16 protein-coding genes, 2 pseudogenes and 1 riboswitch are annotated in these 21,674 nt (G+C 61.2%); all 18 genes and pseudogenes read right to left on the bottom strand.

Translation table 11 applies throughout. From position 1 onward, the window contains the following. Positions 1–172 precede the first annotated feature (172 nt). Positions 173–541, bottom strand: a pseudogene (locus BCM02_RS30890) (response regulator transcription factor); the annotation flags it as partial. A 47-nt stretch (positions 542–588) separates the two neighbouring features. After that, positions 589–2,007, bottom strand: coding sequence for an FG-GAP repeat domain-containing protein (locus BCM02_RS30885; RefSeq protein WP_148932989.1), 1,419 nt, complete (start codon positions 2,005–2,007; stop codon positions 589–591). A gap of 221 nt (positions 2,008–2,228) precedes the next feature. After that, on the bottom strand, positions 2,229–3,197 hold the full coding sequence (locus BCM02_RS30880) for a polysaccharide deacetylase family protein (protein WP_148932988.1): 969 nt from the start codon (positions 3,195–3,197) through the stop codon (positions 2,229–2,231). A gap of 305 nt (positions 3,198–3,502) precedes the next feature. Further along, positions 3,503–3,763, bottom strand: coding sequence for an EsaB/YukD family protein (locus tag BCM02_RS30875; protein ID WP_148932987.1), 261 nt, complete (start codon positions 3,761–3,763; stop codon positions 3,503–3,505). A gap of 192 nt (positions 3,764–3,955) precedes the next feature. Then, positions 3,956–5,413 (bottom strand): hypothetical protein, encoded by a 1,458-nt coding sequence (locus BCM02_RS30870; RefSeq protein WP_148932986.1) that lies wholly within the window; start codon positions 5,411–5,413, stop codon positions 3,956–3,958. Positions 5,414–5,764: 351 nt separating this feature from the next. Continuing rightward, the gene (purD, locus tag BCM02_RS30865) at positions 5,765–7,030 is read right to left on the bottom strand and encodes a phosphoribosylamine--glycine ligase (RefSeq protein WP_148932985.1); all 1,266 of its coding nucleotides are present in this window, start codon (positions 7,028–7,030) and stop codon (positions 5,765–5,767) included. Between the two features lie 168 nt (positions 7,031–7,198). Beyond that, positions 7,199–8,746 carry a bifunctional phosphoribosylaminoimidazolecarboxamide formyltransferase/IMP cyclohydrolase gene (gene purH, locus BCM02_RS30860; protein WP_148932984.1) on the bottom strand — a complete coding sequence of 516 codons (1,548 nt, stop codon included), beginning with the start codon at positions 8,744–8,746 and terminating at the stop codon, positions 7,199–7,201. 68 nt (positions 8,747–8,814) lie between these two features. Then, positions 8,815–9,432, bottom strand: coding sequence for a phosphoribosylglycinamide formyltransferase (gene purN / locus BCM02_RS30855; RefSeq protein ID WP_148932983.1), 618 nt, complete (start codon positions 9,430–9,432; stop codon positions 8,815–8,817). Beyond that, positions 9,432–10,475, bottom strand: coding sequence for a phosphoribosylformylglycinamidine cyclo-ligase (gene purM, locus BCM02_RS30850; RefSeq protein ID WP_148932982.1), 1,044 nt, complete (start codon positions 10,473–10,475; stop codon positions 9,432–9,434). The genes purN and purM overlap by 1 nt, the downstream gene beginning before the upstream one ends. 283 nt (positions 10,476–10,758) lie before the next feature. After that, entirely contained in the window at positions 10,759–12,243 is a 1,485-nt protein-coding gene (gene purF / locus BCM02_RS30845; protein ID WP_148932981.1) for an amidophosphoribosyltransferase, read from the bottom strand. Further along, positions 12,228–14,468: a phosphoribosylformylglycinamidine synthase subunit PurL gene (purL, locus tag BCM02_RS30840; protein WP_148932980.1), complete on the bottom strand. Its 2,241-nt coding sequence runs from the start codon at positions 14,466–14,468 to the stop codon at positions 12,228–12,230. The genes purF and purL overlap by 16 nt, the downstream gene beginning before the upstream one ends. Next, the gene (purQ, locus tag BCM02_RS30835) at positions 14,446–15,141 is read right to left on the bottom strand and encodes a phosphoribosylformylglycinamidine synthase subunit PurQ (protein WP_148932979.1); all 696 of its coding nucleotides are present in this window, start codon (positions 15,139–15,141) and stop codon (positions 14,446–14,448) included. The genes purL and purQ overlap by 23 nt, the downstream gene beginning before the upstream one ends. Positions 15,142–15,145: 4 nt before the next feature. Next, complete coding sequence (purS, locus tag BCM02_RS30830; RefSeq protein WP_148932978.1) at positions 15,146–15,388, bottom strand: phosphoribosylformylglycinamidine synthase subunit PurS; 243 nt, start codon at positions 15,386–15,388, stop codon at positions 15,146–15,148. A 398-nt stretch (positions 15,389–15,786) separates the two neighbouring features. Further along, complete coding sequence (locus BCM02_RS30825; protein WP_148932977.1) at positions 15,787–16,677, bottom strand: phosphoribosylaminoimidazolesuccinocarboxamide synthase; 891 nt, start codon at positions 16,675–16,677, stop codon at positions 15,787–15,789. An 89-nt stretch (positions 16,678–16,766) separates the two neighbouring features. Further along, complete coding sequence (gene purB / locus BCM02_RS30820; protein WP_148932976.1) at positions 16,767–18,062, bottom strand: adenylosuccinate lyase; 1,296 nt, start codon at positions 18,060–18,062, stop codon at positions 16,767–16,769. Between the two features lie 3 nt (positions 18,063–18,065). Continuing rightward, positions 18,066–19,343, bottom strand: a complete 1,278-nt coding sequence (gene purK, locus BCM02_RS30815) for a 5-(carboxyamino)imidazole ribonucleotide synthase (protein ID WP_148932975.1) — start codon at positions 19,341–19,343, stop codon at positions 18,066–18,068. Then, entirely contained in the window at positions 19,340–19,825 is a 486-nt protein-coding gene (gene purE / locus BCM02_RS30810; RefSeq protein WP_148932974.1) for a 5-(carboxyamino)imidazole ribonucleotide mutase, read from the bottom strand. Before purE ends, purK begins: the two co-directional genes overlap by 4 nt. A 486-nt stretch (positions 19,826–20,311) precedes the next feature. Then, positions 20,312–20,414, bottom strand: a riboswitch (purine riboswitch). 726 nt (positions 20,415–21,140) lie between these two features. Further along, positions 21,141–21,656: pseudogene (locus BCM02_RS30805) on the bottom strand (GNAT family N-acetyltransferase); the annotation flags it as partial. Positions 21,657–21,674 lie beyond the last annotated feature (18 nt).

Here is a 21,674-nt window from a genome sequence, read left to right as displayed (position 1 = left end):
GTGGAGCCGAGCTGTTCGCTTCCCGGACGCCCGATCCGATTGCGCCGTACGCGGCAGACGCCCGGCTCTCCGGCGGGTTCGCCGTCTCGATGGCAGCCGCCGACTCGCCCGCACCCGGCGCGGCGCCCGGCGTCCCCGAATGTCCCGGCTGCTCCGCCCACGACAAGCCGCCCGGCATCATGCGTCGGTGCAGCGCTCCCAGCCGCGCGATCAGCTCGCCCGGGCTGAACGGCTTCTGCACGTAATCGTCCGCGCCTAACTCCAACCCTCGGATTTTATCCTCTTCCTGGGATTTGGCCGTCAGCATGATGATGCCCATTCGCGGAAACTGCCGCCGCAGCCGCTCGCACACCTCGAAACCGCTAATCGTCGGGAGCATGACGTCCAGCAGCGCCGCGTCGAAGGGCGGGTCGGCCGCTTCGGCCAGCGCCAGCGCCGTCTCGCCGTCTTCCGCTTCGGTCACTTCCATGCCGTTGCGTTTCAAGTTGATGCGGACGAACCCGCGAATCGCTTCCTCGTCTTCCAACAGCAATATCCGCATTGCGTAACCTCCTGCTCTTGCTTCTGCTTGGCTTGCGCGCGCCGGCTTTAATAGTCGGGAATCAACTCGAATCGCTTCGCCAGCTCATCCGCGCCCGGCCGTATCGCCTCGAACCGTTTGCGTATCTCGTCTTCCCACCCTTTCGGCGCTTCCCGCTCCAAGACGGCATACGTCATTCCCGCCGATTTCGTCAGCACGTGGATCGCGCCGCCCTCCGCTTTCCACTGCTGCTCCAGGGTATCCCACTGCTTGAGCGGCACCGCGTAGAGCCAGAACAACGGCGCTCTGCGCTTCGTCTTGGGCTCGACATATTCGAAGGCGGTCCCTTCGATGGCGACGCCCTCGTCCAACGTATGTTCCAACCGGCTAACCGTCACTTGGCCGTACCAGCCGTCGGGAAAGCTGAACGCATACCCTTGGCCGTAATCGGCGTACCGCTGCTGCACCACGTCGAATTTCCGGTTGCCGTCCCACTGTCGCCGCTCTTCGATCCACAGCGTATCGGCATACGACCGGTCCTCCGGCTGACCTGGGGCGTCCACCAGCGTCTCGATGTCCAAAATGCCGTCGCCGTTGCCGTCGCCGCTGAAGGTCGAGGAGGCGTTCCACTGCTCTTCTTCCCGCCCGCTCACCGGCGGGTATACGCGCATCAGCCGTCCGTTCGCCCACGCCAGCACGTTCGTCAGCGAGGAATGGGCGCCAATGCCGCCGTCCATGATGACCCCGTAACGGCCGGCGGCGATTTGGCCGACGGCCAGGTTGTAATACCCGTCGACCGTCCCGTCGATCGGGGCGGCGAGCTCGTCCTTCACTTGCCCCGCCGACACCCGGTACAGATGCAGCGAAGCCGTCATCTGCTCCCGCTCATGCTGGATGACCACCAACTCGGCCTTGCCGTTACCGTCCACGTCGCCCAGCTTCGCCTGCTCGTACGTCAGCTCCGCCAGCGGCACCGGCGGCGACTGCTGCAGATCGGCGTCGGCGGCGATCGTATAGATGAACAGGCGGTGCTGCGGCTCGTCGTATTCGTTCCAGCCGACGACCAGCTCGGGACGGCCGTCGTCGTCCAGGTCGTCTACTTCGAGCCAATCGACGCCGTACCCGGTCGACTCCGCCAGCGTGAACCATTTATGCCAACCCTGCCGCTCGCCGCTCGCGCCGGCACGCATGACCATCACTTGCTCGGTGTCCAGGTCGGTCACGTACGTGACGATCGCTTCCTTGCGTCCGTCACCGTCGACATCGGCTTTGCGGACGGCGGCCAGGCTGCCCTGATCCGACAGCGTCAGCTTGGCTCTTGGCGGCAGCGCCACGCGGATCGCCTGGGCCAATTCCGTGTTCCCGTCCTCGGCCTGCGGCACCGTCAACAGGTCTGCCGGCGTCATTGTATATTGACAGCCGGCTGTTGACATGAGGGCTGATGCGCTTAGCAGCGCTAGCAGCGGGCGGCGTAACCACGAGTTCAATATGGTAGGTTCCCTCCCTTCTATAATCCTCCCCAACCCCTCCGCCGAGGGGCTCCGAGGGCGCTGCCCTCTGGACTCCCGTTTCGTGTTGGCTCGTTAGGTTGGTGGTTGGCGGATGCTTTCGTGCGATGCACGCTTTTGTCCTGGTGGACAAGGCTTACTTTGGATTTCCCTCCCCAACCCCTCCGCCAGGGACTCCGGACCTTTATTCTTCCTTTACTTTAACCCATTTTCTTCCCCTGCGCTTGCGCCGCTTTTTTATTTTGCGCCTTGGCGGCGAGCAGTTCGTCGACCGTGACAAACGTGTAGCCTTTGGCGCGCAGATCTTTAATGATGAGCGGGAGCAGCTTGACCGTGTTGCGCAAATGTTTGCTGCCGAACGAATGCATAAGCACGATTCCGCCGGGGCGGGCGTTCTTGTTGACGTTGCCGCGCATGGCCGTCACGGTCGCCCCGTCCCAGTCCATCGTGTCCACCGTCCAGCCGACGAGCTCGCGATTGTTGTCGCGCACGACCGTTTTGAGCACATCCGACACCGAGCCGTACGGCGCGCGCACGAGATGCGGCACGAACCCGACCGCCTCCCGGAATAAGGCGTCCGTCGTTTTGATTTCCTGTTTGATCTCGTTCTCGTTCAGTTTGGCCAAATTGGCATGATGATACGTATGATTGCCTACCCCGTGCCCGTCCGCGACGATTTGTTTGACCGTATCCGGGTATTTCTTCAGCTGGGTGCCGACCATGAAGAAAGTCGCTTTGGCGCCGCTCGCCTTCAAGATCTCCAAAATCTCGGGCGTGTACCGGTGATCCGGACCGTCGTCGAACGTGAGCGCGATGAGCTTGTCCCCTTGCTTGGCCGAAAAATGCGTCGTGCCGGTCGTCGGCTTCTCAAGCTTCACGGATGCCGCCGCCGCGCGTTCGTCCGCGATCCCCGCCTCCTTATCCTCTTTCGGCTGGAACGCCGCTAGTTCCGCGTCCTCTGGCTGCGCGTTCTCTCTTGCCGCTTGTCCTGCTCCCTGCTCCTTCAACGTCGTCGCGTCTTTCGGTCTCCCGTCGCTCATCGCCGCCGTCGATTCGCCGTTGCCGAGCAATACCCCGAACCCCGTCTGCGCGCTGCACCCCGCCGTCATCGCGACCGCAAGCGCCAGCGCCGCCCCTTTTGTCCACTTGCCTGTAACGCGCCCTGCCATGGCCTATCTCCCCATCTCCCACTCTAGTTGTTTCTATCGTAGCGTAGATAGAGAAGAAAGTTGTTACAATCTAGTAACATGGCTCGAAAATCGTCGCCATCCGCCGCGTTCGCCTTCGACCACCGCTTCTCCCGCCGCTTAGCGCCGTTTCTCGACTGCTTCTCCTACAAACCGCTCCCGCCAAACGCAAAAAAAAAGCGGCCCCTCCCGGAGCCGCCAGTCGCCTTTCGTTCCTCTGTTGACTTGCCGTACTCGAGCGCCGGCATGTCGCATCCGCATCGTGCCGCGCAAGCCATCCCACGCGATCAAACCCGCTCCACGCGCATGAACATGCCGTCGACGACGCCGGCCTCCTGCAGCGTCAGCCCGGGATCGATATCGCTCCAACTAAGCCCGTATTCGCTGACGGACAGCCGCAAGGCCGGCTCCGCCTCCTCGGGGATCTCATCCCCTACGCTTGCTAATAAAGCAGGGCTCAACTGCTGCAGCGGCAGATCGGAGGGCAGCTCCAGATCGAACTCCTTGCCCGATGGCATTGCGATGACTGTCACGACCGTATAGTTCATGCCGAATCCCCTCCGATGTTCGTTTCCATGATGACCATCCCGTATCCATGCCGACCACGTTTGTTCCCTCTCGGGTACTGCACTACATAAACATTAACCTGTCTATTAAACAATCATGCTCTTCCTCAAAAGCGATGCTAGCCTCTCATTCCCCGCTCATCTATCCGACTCGTCAAAAGCGTCCGTGGCCCGTTACCCTTGCAAAGGCGCGGTACCGGAGCCGGCGTCCGGACAACTCCCGGCTGATCCGACGCGGCGCTCCGATAGCCCGGCCAGCGGCTTCTTCTCCCCGTCCAATCCCAACTGTCCGATCCGTACCTCTTCCGAACTTAAGTCCGCCGATGCCCCCGACGATACGTTCTCCACTCGCTCCTTATTCCGCTGCAGTCGATACGGCGCTAGCGTCCTTGCGAAACGCTCGGCTTCCGCCAGCGTCACCCCGTCAGGCGCGAAACGTCCGGTCGGCGCGACGTTCTCCCGCTCCTGCGTACCGGCCGACTGGCCATTCCCCTTGCGCCTGGCGACCGCGCCGCGATCCGGCCACAAGTCGATGGCGAGATGGCACGCTGCGGGCAATTGCTCCTTGCTCGGTGCCAGCACGATCGTGCATGTGCCCTCGGGCGGCGACTCGGCGAGCAGCAACTTGCCGATCGCCGGATGGGCGTCCAAAGCGCTCGGATTCGGAATCAGACAGACGAACGTCGGCAGCCGGCCGCCGGTTCGCCCTTCGCCGCCGACCGCACGCCGCCTGCGACGAAGCTCCGTTAGAAACCGTTCCATCGTCTCGTGCCGATAACCGTGCGATTGGAACAAGTACCGATATTCGCGATCATCGTCCCAACTGTGCGGCAGCCATCTGAGCCAACTCCATGCCTCGCCATGCCGTTCATCGAACACCGCCGCCACCTTCACTTCATCCGGCGCATGATGCGTCGCCAGTTGAATTACCAGCGCCCGCATGAACGCCTCCGCAGGTTGCTCTTCCCCGGCAATGCCGATGAGTCGAAATCTCGCCGCATCCACCCAGACCGGGCTGTCCGCCAGATCGCGACATTCGGAGGCAAGCCGCTCCGCAGTACCATAGACGCCGTCTGCCGTTCCGCCTTCCCGCTTGGGCGCGATGAGCTTCACACTGCTCGAGACCGTGCCGATTCCGGTTCGCAGCCGGAGGAAATCCGCATCAACCGGCTCCCGCTCCCACACGGAAGAAACCCGTAGCGCGACCCGTTCCAAACATAGAGACGGTTCCGGATGCGCATCCTCCAACGCCTCCCGTTCTTCCTGCCGCATGCGCGCCAATCGCTCCCGTACGGTATTCCAATAAATCGCGAGTTCCGCCTCGCGAAGGCTAATTTCCCGCTCATACGCAAGCACTCGGGCCCGATGCCGGCGCAGCTGACTCCGTGCGATAAGGGCAAGCAGCGCGAATAACGCAAGCCCCATCGCCAGATAGCTGCTCGCGCGACGAGGAATCGGCGTATAGAGCCAAGCCGCCAGCGCTGCGACCGCAAAACCGGTCAACGGCGCGAAGAGCGCGAGATAACGAAATCTTGGGCGATCCGGCAGCCCGGGCGGACGCTGCAGATCGATACGCCGTTCGGCCGCATGGTCGCGTCTCCGAGGCGTTCGCTTATAGTAAATGAAAGACAATCCATAATCACCAACTCGATCCAAAATTACAAAACTTGTATAATAATGGTTTTTTGTCATTGTTTATACTAACATACGACCGTAGCCCGGAAAACGGACTAACTGCCCTCATTCGCTAAAGATTTATTAAGGATTCGCGGAGATCGCACGGTGCGGGGGAAAAACGAGGTCGTCGGTTCACGGTCTCCCAAGAGAACGCTAGCACGAACATCCGCGACGGACTGCCGCTCTTCTCCCTCTCGCAGCCACGGCAGCAGTTTCCCCCGGCTCTCGCCTTCATGCGCAACAAAAAATGGCGAGACAGGCACATTGCCTATCTCGCCATTGCTATTCTGCTATGCCGCTTCCGTTCTAGCGCAGCGCCTTCGCCGCGATATCCGTCCGAGCGTGCATGCCTTCAAAATGAATCGCCGACACCGCTTCGTACGCCCGGGCTCTCGCCTCCGCGATATCGCGGCCGAGGCCGACGATGCCGAGCACGCGGCCGCCATTGGTGACGATCTCGCCGTCCGTCAGCGCCGTGCCCGCGTGGAAGACGAGCGCGCCTTGCGCTTTGGCCGCTTCCAGACCGGTGATGACCCGGCCTTTCGGATACGATGCCGGATATCCTTCCGAGGCCGCGATGACGCAGACGGCCGCCTCGTCGCTCCATTCGATCTCCAGCTGATCCAAGCGTCCGTTCAGCGACGCCAGCACGATGTCGAGCAGATCCGTCTTGAGGCGCGGCAGCACGACCTGCGTCTCCGGATCGCCCATGCGCGCGTTGAATTCGATCGTCTTCACGCCATTGGGCGTAATCATGAGCCCCGCGAACAGCACGCCGCGGAACGGACGGCCTTCGCTGACCATCGCTTTGGCCGTCGGCTTGATGATGTTCTCGATCGCGTCCTCCACCAGCGCCGGATCGATGTGCGGCAGCGGCGAGTAAGTGCCCATCCCGCCCGTGTTCGGACCTTTGTCGTCGTCGTATACCGGCTTATGGTCTTGAGCCGGCACCATCGCGCGCACCGTCTCTCCGTCCACGAACGCCAGGATGGACATTTCCTGTCCTTGCAGGAACTCCTCGATGACGACGCTTCCGCCGGATTGGCCGAATACTTTGTCGACCATCATGTCGTGCAGCGCTTTCTCCGCTTCCTCGATCGAGTACGCGACCGTAACTCCCTTGCCCGCCGCGAGGCCGTCCGCCTTCACGACGATCGGCGCGCTTTGTTCGCGCAGATAGGCCAGCGCCGTCTCATGATCGGTGAACGTCTCGTATTTCGCCGTCGGGATGTTGTACTTGCGGAGCAAATCTTTCATGAAGATCTTGCTGCCTTCGATCTCGGCGGCGTTCTTGCGCGGTCCGTAGACCGGAATGTTATGCGCCTCGAACGCGTCGACGATCCCGTCCGCGAGCGGATCGTCCGGACCGACGAAGACGAGGTCGATCGCGTTGTCCTTCGTGTACGTGATCAGATCGTCGAACCGGTTGACCGGGATCGGCGCGCATTCCGCCAACTCGGCGATACCCGCATTGCCCGGCGCGCAGAAAATTTGCTTCACCTTCTCGCTCTTACTAAGCGCCCACACGATCGCATGCTCGCGGCCGCCGCCGCCGATTACTAATACCCGCATCCGAAACCCTCCCCATTTGTGAAAAAGGAGAAGGAAGCGCGGCGCAGGTACTTCTTATGCTGCGCCGCATGCTGCCTTCTCGAATATGACCGTCTCGCGAAACGGGCCGATTCCCAAATAATGGATGACTCGCTCCGCCCACGCTTAATTAGCTTGCGACACCCGGTACTAGTGCTTGAAGTGGCGCACGCCCGTGAACACCATCGCGATGTTCGCCGCGTTCGCCGCGTCGATCGACTCTTGGTCCTTCACGGATCCGCCCGGCTGGATGATCGCCGTAATGCCGTGCTTCGCCGCCAGTTCCACCGTGTCGCCCATCGGGAAGAAGGCATCCGAAGCGAGGATCGCGCCGGTTGCTTTCTCGCCCGCTTGCCCGATGGCAATGCGCGCCGCGCCGACGCGGTTCATTTGACCGGCGCCTACGCCGACCGTCATGTCGTCCGCCGCCAGCAGGATCGCGTTCGATTTGACGTGCTTGACGACTTTCCAGCCGAACAGCAATTGCTTCAGCTCTTCTTCCGTCGGCTTGCGGCTGGTGACCACTTGGAGGTCGGCTTCGGTCAAGCTGTGCACGTCGGATTCCTGCACGACCATGCCGCCTTCGACGCTCGTCACGACCCAGTCCTGCTTGCGCTCGCCGGCCGCTTGGAACTCGCCGAGCTTCAGAAGACGGATGTTCTTCTTCTTCGTCAGAATCTCCAGCGCTTCCGGCGAGTAGCCCGGCGCGATGATGATCTCGAGGAAAATCTCGCTCAGCAGCTGCGCCGTATCGGCGCCGATCTCGCGGTTCGCCGCCACGATGCCGCCGAAGATCGACGTCGGATCGGCCGCGTATGCCTTCTGGTACGCTTCATGGATGTTTGCGCCGATGCCCACGCCGCATGGGTTCATGTGCTTCACGGCCACGACCGCCGGCTCGTTGAATTCCTTCACGATCGCCAGCGCCGCGTTCGCGTCGTTGATGTTATTGTAGGAGAGCTCTTTGCCGTGCAGCTGCTCGGCCGTCGTGATGTTGCCCGCTTCCGCGATCGGCTTGCGGTAGAACGCCGCGCGTTGATGCGGATTCTCGCCGTAGCGCAGATCCTGCACCTTCTCGTACGTCACCGTGTAACGCTCCGGCAGCGGCTCGCCTTGGAGCTTGGAGAGGTAATCGCCGATCAGCGCGTCGTAGGCGCCGGTGTGACGGAATACTTTGGCCGCCAGCCGCTTGCGCGTCTCGAGCGTCGTGTCGCCTTCGGCCTTCACTTCGCCCAGCACTTGGTCGTAGTCGGACGCGTCGACGACGACGGTCACGAACGCGTGGTTCTTCGCCGCGGAACGGAGCATCGTCGGACCGCCGATATCGATGTTCTCGATCGCGTCTTCGTACGACACGTCCGGCTTGGCGATCGTCGCCGCGAACGGATACAAGTTGACGACGACGAGGTCGATGTAGTCGAGTCCGAGGTCTTTCATCGCCTGCTGATGCTCTTCGCTGTCGCGCACCGCCAGCAGTCCGCTATGGACCGCCGGATGGAGCGTCTTCACGCGGCCGTCGAGAATTTCCGGGAAGCCCGTCACGTCGGAGATGCCGATGACCGGCACGCCTTCCTTCTCGAGCAGGCTCGAAGTACCGCCCGTCGAAATAATTTGCACGCCCAGACCGGAAAGCGCCCGCGCGAACTCCACGATACCCGTCTTGTCCGACACACTGATCAATGCTCTGCGAATTGCCAAAAGAATACCCTCCCAAAAGTGTGGTTCTTATATTCGTTCGTTCCCCTATCGCCTGTTCAATGCCCGTCCTACAGCGTCGTCACCGTCACATGACGGCCCGCCAGCGACACGGAGCCGGCCGCGATCCGGCCGACCGTCCACGGCAGCACTTCCTGCTCGGCCGCGTGAATGCGGACGGCGAGCGTCTCCTCGGTGTCGCCGTCCAGCACCTCGACGACGCGCTGGGCGATGACCGGGCCGCTGTCGAGACCGCCATCCACATAGTGGACCGTCACGCCGGTTACTTTGACGCCGTAGTCGATCGCTTGCTTGATGCCGTTCATCCCCGGGAAAGCCGGCAGCAGCGACGGGTGGATGTTGATCATCCGCCCCATGTACGGCTCGACCAGCACCGGCGTCAGAATGCGCATGTACCCGGCCAGCACGACCAGCTCGATGCCCCGGCGCCGCAGCTCGGCCAGAATCTCGCGTTCGTATGCTTCCTTCGATTCGTAATCCTTGGCGCGGAACACGAACGTCTCCACGCCCGCCTTGCGCGCGCGCTCCACGACGGGCGCTTGTGGCTTATCACAAACAAGAAGCTCGAGGCTTGCGCCTTCGAGCCGGTCTTGTTGCGCCGCATCGGCGAGTGCTTGAAAATTCGTCCCCTGCCCGGAGGCAAACACGGCGATGCGAAGCTTGCTCATTACACGTCCGCTCCCGTGAACGTGACGATACGGTTGCCTTCCGTCACGGTGCCGATGCGGTATGCGTCTTCGCCGAGTTCCTTCGCGACGCGAACGGCTTCTTCCCCTTGGTCCGCCGGCACGACGACGACCATGCCGACGCCCATGTTGAACGTCGTGAACATGTCGCGGTTCGTGATGCTGCCTTTCTCCTGCATGAGCTTGAAGATCGGCTGGATCGGCCACGAGCCGTATTCGACGTTAACGTTGACGCCGTCCGGCAGCACGCGCGGGATGTTCTCGATGAAGCCGCCGCCCGTGATGTGCGCCATGCCTTTCACTTGCACGCGATTGATCAGTTCCAGACACGATTTCACGTAAATGCGCGTCGGCTCGATGACCACGTCGCCAAGCTTCTTGCCATCCAGCTCCGGCAGCGCTTGATCGAGGCTGTAGCCGCTTTGCTCGAGCAATAGACGGCGCACGAGCGAGTAGCCGTTGGAGTGAATGCCGCTCGAAGCCAGGCCGATGACCGCATCGCCAGGAGCGATCGTCTTGCCGTCGATGATCTTCTTCTTGTCGACGATGCCGACCGTGAAGCCCGCGATGTCATACTCTTCTTCCGAGTACATGCCCGGCATCTCGGCCGTCTCGCCGCCGATGAGCGCGCAGCCCGACTGGACGCAGCCTTCGGCGATGCCCGCGACGATCGCTTCGATTTTCTCCGGCACCACTTTGCCGCAAGCGAGATAGTCGAGGAAGAACAGCGGCTCCGCGCCTTGCACGACGATATCGTTCACGCACATGGCCACCGCGTCGATGCCGATCGTGTCATGCTTGTCCATGGCGAACGCGACTTTCAGCTTCGTGCCGACGCCGTCGGTGCCCGAGACGAGCACCGGCTCCTCGTACTTGTCCTTGTTCAACCCGAACAATCCGCCGAAACCGCCGAGATCGGTCAGCACTTCGGGACGGAACGTCTTCTTGACGTGCTTCTTCATTCTCTCGACCGCTTCGTTGCCTGCCGCGATATCGACGCCGGCTTGTTTATACGCTTCTGCCACTAACGTTCAACTCCTTAAAAAGTTCGCTTGGTTAACGATTCGCACGGTAAAAATGGGCTTCGCCCTTGCAGATCCCCTTGCTCCCTCCCCCTTCCCCCTCCGCCGAGGGGAACCTGAGGACTTTGCCCTCTGGACTCCCTTCTTCGTGCTGGCGCGTTTGTTCGCGGTTGGCGGGTGGCTTCGAGCTGGCACGCTTTTGTCCTGACGGACAAAGCTTCACCCGTGAGCCCCTCGCTCGGAGCGTTGGGGTGGCACTAGAACATGCCCACGGGAAGAATATATTCTAGCAGCTGCAGCTCTTATCCGAGCTGAAATCGACCGGCGTCGGGTAGTCGTTGTCGAAGCAGGCGAGGCACATGCCCCGGTTCTTCGCGCCCTCGTTGCCGCCGACCGCGTCGATCAGCCCTTCGTGGCTGAGGAAATAGAGCGAGTCCGCGTTGATCGCCTGGCGGATCTCCTCGACCGTCTTGGACGAGGCGATCAGCTCCCTGCGGTCCGGCGTGTCGATGCCGTAGTAGCACGGATTGGCGAAAGGCGGCGACGTGATCCGCACGTGCACTTCCGTCGCGCCCGCTTCGCGCAGCATATTGACGATGCGCAGGGACGTCGTGCCGCGCACGATCGAATCGTCGATCATGACGACGCGCTTGCCCTCGACGACTTTGCGTACGGCGGACAGCTTCATCTTGACGCCCTTCTCCCGCAGCTCCTGCGAAGGCTGGATGAACGTGCGGCCCGTGTATTTGTTCTTGATGAGCCCCAGCTCGTACGGAATGCCCGTCTGCTCGGCATAGCCGATCGCGGCGGAGATACTCGAATCCGGCACGCCCGTGACGATATCCGCGTCGACGAACGCTTCGACGGCCAGCTTCTGCCCCATCCTTTTGCGTGAGGAGTGCAGGTTAATGCCGTTAATGTCGCTGTCCGGACGCGCGAAATAGATATATTCCATCGCGCAGGTCGCCCGCCGCTCGAGCGGCGCGAAACGATCGACCGTCATGCCGTTCTCGTCCAGCACGATCAATTCGCCCGGCTGCACGTCGCGTTCGTATTCGGCGCCAACCGTCTCCAGCGCGCAAGATTCGGAAGCGAACACGTAGCCGTCGCCGAGGCGTCCCATGACGAGCGGACGCAGGCCGTGCGGGTCGGAAGCGACGATCAGCTTGTTGTTCGTCATGATGAGGAACGCGAAGCCGCCGATGATGCGCTGCAGCGCGTCTTTGGCCGCGCCGACGAAATCCTTGCTCGAACGCGCGATCAGATGCGCGATGACTTCCGTGTCGCTGCTCGTCTGGAAGATCGAACCGAGGTTCTCGAGCTCTTCGCGAATGGACGGGGCGTTCACGATGTTGCCGTTCGTCGCCACCGCCAGGTCGCCCTTGCGGTATTTGAAAATAAGCGGCTGCGCGTTCGCCAGCTTGCTCTCGCCCGCCGTCGAATAGCGCACGTGCCCGATCGCGGCGTTGCCCTCGAGCGTCTCCAGCACGTCCTGCGTGAATACTTCCTTCACGAGGCCCATGCCGCGGTGATAGTTGAATTTCCCGTCCTGCGTCGAATCGGCCGTGCAAATGCCCGCGCTTTCCTCGCCGCGGTGCTGCAGCGCGTGCAGCCCGTAGTAGGAAAGGGAGGCGGCGTTCGGGACATTCCATACCCCGTATACGCCGCATTCCTCGCGCAATTTGTCGAAAATATCGTCCCGGCCTATTCCTTCGTTATAGTGAGCGCCCGTCCATAATCGGTGCGGCTGCTTCACTACTTCATCAGACATGGAATCGCATCCTTCCAAACCTGCTCCAGTTGCTCAACCGGCGCTGCAATGCCCGGATTGCCGTTGATGTTGATGGTGAGATCGGTGCCGCGCACGACGCCGATTTGCGCATTCGCAATGCCTTGCTCCGTCAGATACGTCTTCAGCTGCTCCGCTTGGTCCGGCTTCGCCGACAGCAGAATGCGCGATTGCGATTCGCTGAACAGCGCCGCGTCGGGACGCAGATTCGTCACGACGTTCACGTCCGCGCCCAGGCGTCCGCCGATGCAGGACTCCGCCAGCGCCGCCGCAAGACCGCCTTCGGACAGATCGTGCGCCGATGCGACGAGGCCTTGCTGGATCGCGCCGAGCACGCCGCTCAGGAGCGTTTTCTCAACAGCCAGATCCAATTGCGGCGGACGGCCTTCGTTCTTGCCGTGCAAGACGTGCTGGTATTCGCTGCCGCCGAACTCGTGCTTCGTCTCGCCGAGGAGAATGATGATGTCGCCTTCGGATTTGAAGCGCTGCGTCGTAATATGGTTCACGTCGTGCACGAGACCGACCATGCCGATAACCGGCGTCGGGTAGATCGCGCCCTTCGCGTTCTCGTTATACAGGGATACGTTGCCGCCGATAACCGGCGTATCCAGCGCGCGGCACGCGTCGGACATGCCGTCCGCCGCTTTCTCCAGCTGCCAGAACACTTCCGGCTTCTCCGGATTGCCGAAGTTCAGGTTGTCCGTAATCGCGAGCGGCTCGGCGCCGGAGCACACGATATTGCGCGCCGCTTCCGCGACGGCGATCGCCCCGCCCACTTCCGGATCGAGGTACACGTAGCGGCCGTTGCAGTCCGTCGTCATCGCGAGCGCCTTGCGCGTGCCCGGAATCGTGACGACCGCCGCGTCGGAACCCGGCTGTACCGCCGTGCTCGTGCGCACCATGTAGTCGTATTGGTTATAGACCCACTCTTTGCTCGCCACCGTCGGCGAACCGAGGATTTGCTTCAGCGTGCCCGTCAGGTCGGTTACTTCTTCGTACGTCGTGTCGAGCGCGCCGTTCTCCGCATAGTAAGCCGGCTCCGCGGATGGTTTGTTGTACACCGGGCACTCGTCGACGAGCGCCGTCACCGGCATGTTGGCCACTTCTTCGCCTTGGTGAAACAGACGCAGACGACCATCGTCCGTGACTTTGCCGACCTTCGCGCAGATAACGCCCCAACGCTCGAAAATCTCGCGCGCCTGCGCTTCGTTCTCCGGCGCCACGACGAACAGCATGCGTTCTTGCGACTCGGACAGCATCATTTCATACGGCGTCATTCCTTGTTCGCGCTGCGGCACTTCGTCGAGGTACAGCTCCAAGCCGTTGCCGGCTTTGGACGCCATCTCCGCGCTGGAACACGTCAGACCTGCCGCGCCCATGTCCTGGATGCCGAGGACGATGCCGGAGTTGATCAACTCGAGCGTCGATTCCATGACAAGCTTCTCCATGAACGGGTCGCCGACTTGGACCGCGGTGCGTTTCTCTTCGGATTCCTCGGACAGCTCGACCGACGCGAACGTCGCGCCGTGAATGCCGTCGCGGCCGGTTGCCGGGCCGACGTAGAACACCGGGTTGCCGACGCCTTTGGCGACGCCGCGCTGGATTTTATCGTGATCGATCAGACCGACGCACATCGCGTTGACGAGCGGGTTGCCCTCGTAGCTCTCGTCGAACATCACTTCGCCCGCGACGGTCGGGATGCCGATACAGTTGCCGTACCCCGCGATGCCGCTGACGACGTTCTCGAACAAATATTTGACGCGCGCGTTCTCGAGGTTGCCGAACCGGAGGCTGTTGAGCAGCGCTACCGGGCGTGCGCCCATGGAGAAAATGTCGCGGATAATGCCGCCTACGCCGGTTGCCGCGCCTTGGTAAGGCTCGACCGCCGATGGGTGGTTATGGGACTCGATCTTGAACACGACTGCCTGGTTGTCGCCGATATCGACGATGCCCGCGCCTTCGCCCGGACCCATGAGAACCTTAGGCCCCGTGATCGGGAACTTCTTCAGAATCGGCTTGGAGTTCTTGTACGAGCAGTGCTCGGACCACATGACGCTGAATACGCCGATCTCGGTGTAGTTAGGCAGGCGGCCGAGAAAACCGCAAATGAGTTCATATTCATGATCGGTGACGCCGAATTGCGTGTAAATTTTCTGGTCCGCAATTTGCTCCGCCGTCGGTTCTTTAGCCGTTAACTGCTGCGCCATGTTGTTCCCTCCATGCGTTCAAAATCGATGTAAACATCCGTAAGCCGTCTTCCGATCCGAGCAGCTGGTCGATCGCGCGCTCCGGATGCGGCATCATGCCTACCACGTTGCCGCGCTCGTTGCTGATGCCCGCGATATCGTCGACCGAACCGTTCGGGTTCGCGCCCGCTTTGTAGCGGAAGACGATCTGGTTGTTCGCTTGCAGCTTCGCCAGCGTCTCGTCGTCGCAGTAGTAGTTGCCTTCGCCGTGCGCGATCGGAATGTCGATGATCTCGCCTTGGCGGTATTGGTTCGTGAACGCCGTGTTGTTGTTCACGACTTCGAGCAGCGTGCTGTGGCAGCGGAACTTCAGGTCCTTGTTGCGCAGCAGCGCGCCTGGCAGCAGACCCGCTTCCGTCAGGATCTGGAATCCGTTGCAAATGCCGAGGATAAATTTGCCTTGCTCGGCCGCTTTGACCACTTCGTTCATGACGGGCGCAAACTGAGCGATCGCGCCGCAGCGCAGGTAGTCGCCATAGGAAAAGCCGCCCGGCACGAGGATCGCGTCGTATGCGCTGAGATCCGTCGCCGTATGCCAAACATAGTCCACTTCTTGGCCGATCGCGTTCTCCACCGCTTTGTAGCAGTCGATGTCGCAGTTGGATCCGGGGAAAACGAGTACCGCGAATTTCATCGGATTAACCCTCCAGTTCGAAACGGTAGTCTTCGACAACGGTGTTCGCCAGCAGCTTCTCGCACATCGCTTTCAGCCGGGATTCGGCTTCGGCGCGATCGTTCGTGTCCAGCTCAAGCTCGAGGTATTTGCCGATGCGCACTTTGCCGACTTCCTCGAAGCCCATCGTGTGCAGCGCGCCTTGTACTGCGCTTCCTTGCGGGTCAAGCACGTTCTGTTTGATTGTCACGTAAACCGTTGCTTTCATGGGGGGTCGCCTCCTGAAATGTTTGGAATTCTTTGTGAAAATGGAGGGCTTCGCAAAACACCGACGAGCTGGTGGCAAACCGCGCTTCACTGCTCATGAGATGGACTTCCGATCGCTGTTGTTCACGGATTCCCTGAATAGTCAGGGTAGGGAGGAATCCGTTCACAAAGGCGAACGCTGACGCTTCTCCAGCTCATCTCATGCTCCGTTTCGTTGTTTGCCACCGTATCGTCAAAGGCTTATTTGCTGCGCCATTTTCCGAATTGAACAAATTTTCATGCTGCTCGGGGTGCAGGTCGTGGCGCTCGCCGGGAGAACCCGGCTTGCGGACGACTTTATGGGATGCGGGGCATCTTTGCTTGCCCCGCGGGTTTGGTTAGTTGGTTGGCGCTTCGCGCCTAGAGCGTTTGGCCGGTCAGCCGCTCGAAGATGTTGAGATAGCGGCGCGTCGTCTCGTCGACGACCGCGTCCGGGAGCGGAGCCGGCTTGCTGTTCTGGTCCCAGTCGGAGCCGAGCAGATACGTGCGCACCGGTTCTTTGTCCATGCTGTCGATCTCGACGTCGTACGCGTAGTTCTCCTTCGCCCAGAAGCGCGATGCGTCCGGGGTGAAGATCTCGTCGATCAGGATGACTTTGCCGTCGACGAGGCCGAATTCGAATTTGCAGTCCGCCAGGATGATGCCCCGCTCCTCGCAGTAGCCGCGCGCGAACTCGTACAGCTTGATGCTGCGATCGCGCAGCTCTTCGGCCAGCTCGGCGCCGACCAACTCCTGCATCCGCTCGAACGGGATATCCTCGTCGTGGCCGACGTCGTTCTTCGCCGCCGGGGTGAAGAGCGGCTGCGGGAAACGTTCGTTCTTGCGCAGTCCCGCCGGCAGTTCGATGCCGTTGATCGCCTGCGTCTTCGCGTACTGTCGCCAGCCGTTGCCGGTTATGTAGCCGCGCACGACGCACTCGATATCGATCCGTTCCGCTTTCTTCGTCACCATGATCCGGTTGCGAAGCAGCTCCGGCTCCGTCACCAGATCGCCGAGCCGGTCGACGTCCGTATGGACGACGTGGTTCGGCTGGATGTCCGCCGTCTGTTCGAACCAGAACGCCGACAGCCGGTTGAGCACGCTCCCCTTCTGCGGCACCGCCGGGTCCAGCACGTAGTCGAACGCGCTGATCCGGTCCGTGACCACGATCAAGTAATGCTCGCCCAGATCATACAACTCGCGTACTTTGCCTTTATATAGAAGCGGCGCCTTGATATACGCCTCTGCCGTAGACAACGCTTGTTCAGCCATGAACTTCTCGCTCCTCTTCCGCTACTCGCGCATGTTCCCCGGCCCATGAAGCCGGGGTTCTCTTCCTATCCGAGCTTGCCGGTCGCCGCTTAGATCAGTTCCAGACGTTTGAAAATCGTATCGACATGCTTCAGGTGCCATGCCGGGTTGAAGCAATCGTCAATCTCCTCGGCCGACAGCACCGACGTAATCTCCGGCGTCGACTCGATAATGTCGCGGAATTGGCGCTGTTCTTCCCACGCCTGCATCGCGCGAGGCTGCACGGTATCGTACGCCTGCTCGCGGCTGAATCCTTTGTCGATCAACTTCGTCATGACGCGGCCCGAGAACGGCACGCCGAACGTGCGCTGCATGTTGCGTTTCATGTTCTCCGGGAACACCTGCAGGTTCTTCAGGATGTTGCCCAGACGGTTCAGCATGTAGTTGAGCAGCATCGTCGCGTCCGGCAGGATAATCCGCTCCACGGACGAGTGACTGATGTCGCGCTCATGCCACAGCGGCACGTTCTCGTAGGCGGTCAGCATATGGCCGCGGATGACGCGCGCAAGACCGGAGATGTTCTCGCAGCCGATCGGATTGCGCTTGTGCGGCATCGCGGACGAGCCCTTCTGGCCTTTCGCGAACGGCTCTTCCACCTCGCGGAATTCGCTCTTCTGCAGGGCGCGAACTTCGGTCGCGAACTTGTCGAGCGACGTTGCGATCAGCGCCAGCGTCGCCATATATTCGGCGTGGCGGTCGCGCTGCAGCGTCTGGGTCGAGATCGGCGCCGGCGTGATACCGAGCTTCTTACAGGTGAATTCTTCGACGAACGGGTCGATGTTCGCGTACGTGCCGACCGCGCCGGAGATTTTGCCGAACTGGACGCCGTCGGCCGCATGGCGGAAGCGTTCCAGGTTGCGTTTCATTTCTTCGTACCAGAGCGCCATCTTCAGGCCGAACGTCGTCGGCTCCGCGTGAACGCCGTGCGTGCGGCCCATCATGGCCGTATCTTTGTAGGCAATCGCTTGTCCGCGCAAAATCTCGATGAAGTTCACGATGTCCTTGTCGAGAATTTCGTTCGCCTGGCGAAGCAGGTAGCCCATCGCCGTGTCGACGACGTCCGTCGACGTCAAGCCGTAGTGCACCCACTTGCGCTCTGGACCGACGGTCTCGGATACGGCGCGCGTGAACGCGATGACGTCATGGCGCGTCTCTTGCTCGATCTCGTAAATGCGGTCAATGTTGAACGTCGCGCCTTGGCGCAGCGCTACCACATCCTCGCGCGGGATAACGCCGAGTTCCACCCAAGCCTCGCAAGCGCAAAGCTCGACTTCGAGCCATGCTTTGAATTTATTCTCTTCGGTCCAAATGGCCCGCATCTCCGGTCTGCTATAACGATCCAACATTGGTTACACCCTCCAAATATTCGTTTCGGATATCCATGCCAGCGCCGCGTCGACGTTCTCCGCGAGCACGTTGATGTGGCCCATCTTCCGCTTATGCTTCGCTTCATGCTTGCCGTACAAATGCACCTTCGGCGCGACGCCGTGCCGGGCCGCGGCCGAATCGGCAACCGCCACGTGCTTGAGCAGCGGCTCGATATGCTCGCCAAGCACGTTCACCATGACGACCGGCGTCAAGAGCGTCGTATCGCCGAGCGGCAGCCCGCAAATCGCGCGCACATGCTGCTCGAACTGCGACGTCCGGCACGCCTCCATCGTATAATGGCCGCTGTTGTGCGGGCGCGGGGCCAGCTCGTTCACGAACAGCTCGCCGTCCGCCGTCAGGAACAGTTCGACGGCGATCAGCCCGACGGCGCCGAGCCCTTCCGCGATCGCCGCCGCCAGCCGCTCCGCTTCGCGCAATACTGCTTCGCTCGCTCTCGCCGGTACGATGGAGAGATGGAGAATGTTGTCCACGTGCACGTTCTCCGCCGCGGGGAACGTCTTCACTTCCCCTTGCGGGCTGCGCGCCGCGATGACGGACAGCTCCTTCTCGAAGCGGATGAACTGCTCCAGCACCAGCTCCGTCTTGGCGCGGCTGAGCGTCTCGTACGCTTCCGGAATCTCTTCCTCGCCGCGAATGACCCACTGGCCCTTGCCGTCGTAGCCGCCCGTGGCGGTCTTCAGCACGCAAGGCAAGCCGAACCGTCCGACCGCTTCGCGCAGCTCGTCGACGCTGCGAATCTCGCTGTACGGCGCGACCTTCACGCCCGCCGCTTCGATCGCGCGCTTCTCGCGCAGCCGATGCTGCGTCGTGTAGAGCAGCTCGCTGCCCTGCGGCACGTACGATTCTTGCATCAGCATGGCGGCGACGCCCGCGTCGACGTTCTCGAACTCGTACGTAATGACGTCGGAGCGCTTCGCCAGCTCGCGAGCGGCCTCCCGGTCGTCGTAAGCGGCCACGATCTGCTCGGCCACCTGTCCGCACGGCGCATCGGGCGTCGGGTCGAGGGCGACGAACCGGTAACCCATCGCGCTGCCCGCGTTCGCCATCATGCGGCCGAGCTGCCCGCCGCCGAGAATGCCGATCGTCGAGCCGGGCAAAATCACGTTCGCCTGCGGAGCCGTCTCGCCCGCGGACGCCGGCGCGCAGCCATCGATGCCGCAAGCCGCGCCTTCATCCGCGCCAAGCGCGCCGTTAAGCGAAATCAATCCGCCGCTCGGTTGCTTGTCCGCTGCGCTCATAGCGTGTCACTGCTTTCCAGCACTTCGCGCTGTATGCGGTCGCGGCGCGCTTGCGCGCGTCCTTGCAGCTGCGAATCGAACGCGCCCAGCATCTGCGCGGCCAAGAGGCCCGCGTTGGTCGCGCCCGCATTGCCGATCGCGACGGTCGCGACCGGTATGCCGCCTGGCATCTGCACGATCGAGAGCAGGGAGTCCAGCCCGTTCAGCGCTCTGGATTGCACCGGAACGCCAATAACCGGCAGAATCGTCTTGGCAGCGACCATGCCGGGCAAATGTGCGGCGCCGCCCGCGCCCGCGATAATAACCTTCAATCCGCGGTCTGCGGCCGTTTCGGCGTATTCGAACATCAGATCAGGCGTACGGTGCGCGGAGACAACCTTCTTCTCGTACGGAATTTCAAGCTCGTCCAATACATCGCAGGCCAATTTCATTGTTTCCCAGTCCGACTTGCTGCCCATGATGACGCCCACTTTCGCTGACATGCATCGATACCCACTTTCTTTATTATAAATGTAGTCCAAGGCGAAACGGCTAGCGCCGTTTTTTACGGCGATGTGCGTTTCGTTCCGGAGAAATACAGGATGATTAATAAGCGTGAAACTTATAAATCCCTGTATTTCAAGGCGAAACGGCTAGCGCCGTCTTTTGCGGCGATGTGCGTTTCGTTCCGGATAAGCGGATTGGTTTGCATTCACCATCGGAAGATGGGGAATGCAGCATTCCGCGATCGAGGCATAGAGGCCGAAGTATAATCGTGAAACTTATACGTTCCTATATGTCCTGAAAACAGAAAAATCCCGGCTAACAGCGATCCGACCGGATGACTGCCACGGGACACGAACGTAAGCGAAGAACCTCTGCGCCCTGCGCGGGCCGCCGCCCGTCCGAACCGGACTTCTAAAGCGGATGATTCATCATGTCTGCGCAGGTTGCCGGTGCCGCATCTCCGTTATCCCCGGAAGCGCTGGCCGTTCTTCAAATAGGCTCGTAGTCCGAAGAATTTAAGGTTCTCGGGTAGAAACTTTCGGGCCATATTCCCGAACTTATACGAGGGTTGCTTTATTAGGGAAAGCAGACTCGAACGCTGCTTTCTTCGACTCCCCTAGTGTACCGAATGTGCCTTGGCGCTGTCAACCGAAATACGAACATTAATTCCGAAGCTATTTATTAAAGTTCGTTTTTGCGTCACATCGACCGGGCTGAATGAATGAAATTGTCAGAAAACACGAACATTTTACTTCGTTTTTCGTTTCAACGTGTGTTTTTCGCCGTTTGGGCCGGCTTCAGCCCGGCCAGATGCGAGGCAATGGCATAAAACCTCGCCTAACTAAGCTTAAGCCGTCAAGAAACCTTACTCAGACCGTTACAAGACGAAACGACTCGCGCCGTGAAAAAGAACGCGCCGCGCTTCATTCTATTCCCCCACTAGCTTGCGTTCGGCCGTGCCAAACCATGCAGCATTTTCCGGAACTGGCGCGCGCCGATCGGGGGAAGTTCGCCAGCCGGACGATCTGGCAGCTTTTATTGAAGAAACATGAGCATGGTGCATGGGACGGTCTGCGGAATAACTCTGCGCAGTAGCAGTACTCTCGCCTAACGAGAACGTAACCGTTAAAAAAGGCCAACCAGCCGCCGCGGCACTGGTTGACCTCTTATCGCGCAGCCGTCCTGCTGCGGTTGACTGCTTATCTTCGCTTACGCGCATTGCCGCCGGGATTCACCCGAACGTTCGCCAAAGCGGCCGCGGTTCCGCCGTTGATGGCTCCGGCGGCCTTAACTACCCGCGTCCGAGCGCCATCAGTCCGATTCCGAAAGCGCCGCGCCCAGCCGCTTCCTCATTTCGTACCAACTGTCCGTCCGGTCGGGGTAAAAGACATGGTCGAAGGCTTCATAGCCGAGCCGCTCGTAAAAGGCGACGTTATCCGGCAGCGACAGCCGGACCGACACGCGAATTTCGGCTAGACCCGCTTCGCGCGCGATCCGCTCCATCTCCAGCATGAGCGCCTTGCCAACGCCTTGTCCGCGTGCCGCGGGAACGACGGATACGCGGCCGACGTACAAGTGCTTCTCCACCACGTAGTGGAGCGCCGTGCCGAGCGCGGCCGACCCGTCCGCCGTCTCCGCGATCAGGGCGCCGCCGCGGCCGGACACCGTCTCCCGGATGCTCGCCACCGTCTCGCGAAGGGCGCCGGACTGGGGAACGAGCACGCCTTCATATTCGCGGAACGCTTCGATAATAAGACGATGGACGAGCGGCCAATCCGTCTCCGCGGCTGGCCGAAGCTTCAAATTCCCTTCCATGCGCAAGCTCCTTCTCCTTCGCGCCGCTGC

The sequence above is a fragment of the Paenibacillus methanolicus genome (assembly GCF_008124765.1).
GTDB lineage: Bacteria > Bacillota > Bacilli > Paenibacillales > Paenibacillaceae > Paenibacillus_Z > Paenibacillus_Z methanolicus.
Note: the sequence above shows the minus strand (reverse complement) of the source record. Positions and strands in the feature narration are given on the sequence as shown.

What these genes read in the sequence shown, in the direction of transcription:
- BCM02_RS30875 (WP_148932987.1), bottom strand. Translation starts at nt 3,763, where the DNA reads ATGAACTATACGGTCGTGACAGTCATCGCAATGCCATCGGGCAAGGAG.
- BCM02_RS30825 (WP_148932977.1), bottom strand. Translation starts at nt 16,677, where the DNA reads ATGGCTGAACAAGCGTTGTCTACGGCAGAGGCGTATATCAAGGCGCCG.
- purL (WP_148932980.1), bottom strand. Translation starts at nt 14,468, where the DNA reads ATGGCGCAGCAGTTAACGGCTAAAGAACCGACGGCGGAGCAAATTGCG.
- purN (WP_148932983.1), bottom strand. Translation starts at nt 9,432, where the DNA reads ATGAGCAAGCTTCGCATCGCCGTGTTTGCCTCCGGGCAGGGGACGAAT.
- purF (WP_148932981.1), bottom strand. Translation starts at nt 12,243, where the DNA reads ATGTCTGATGAAGTAGTGAAGCAGCCGCACCGATTATGGACGGGCGCT.
- purE (WP_148932974.1), bottom strand. Translation starts at nt 19,825, where the DNA reads ATGTCAGCGAAAGTGGGCGTCATCATGGGCAGCAAGTCGGACTGGGAA.
- purK (WP_148932975.1), bottom strand. Translation starts at nt 19,343, where the DNA reads ATGAGCGCAGCGGACAAGCAACCGAGCGGCGGATTGATTTCGCTTAAC.
- purS (WP_148932978.1), bottom strand. Translation starts at nt 15,388, where the DNA reads ATGAAAGCAACGGTTTACGTGACAATCAAACAGAACGTGCTTGACCCG.
- BCM02_RS30880 (WP_148932988.1), bottom strand. Translation starts at nt 3,197, where the DNA reads ATGGCAGGGCGCGTTACAGGCAAGTGGACAAAAGGGGCGGCGCTGGCG.
- purB (WP_148932976.1), bottom strand. Translation starts at nt 18,062, where the DNA reads ATGTTGGATCGTTATAGCAGACCGGAGATGCGGGCCATTTGGACCGAA.
- purD (WP_148932985.1), bottom strand. Translation starts at nt 7,030, where the DNA reads ATGCGGGTATTAGTAATCGGCGGCGGCGGCCGCGAGCATGCGATCGTG.
- purQ (WP_148932979.1), bottom strand. Translation starts at nt 15,141, where the DNA reads ATGAAATTCGCGGTACTCGTTTTCCCCGGATCCAACTGCGACATCGAC.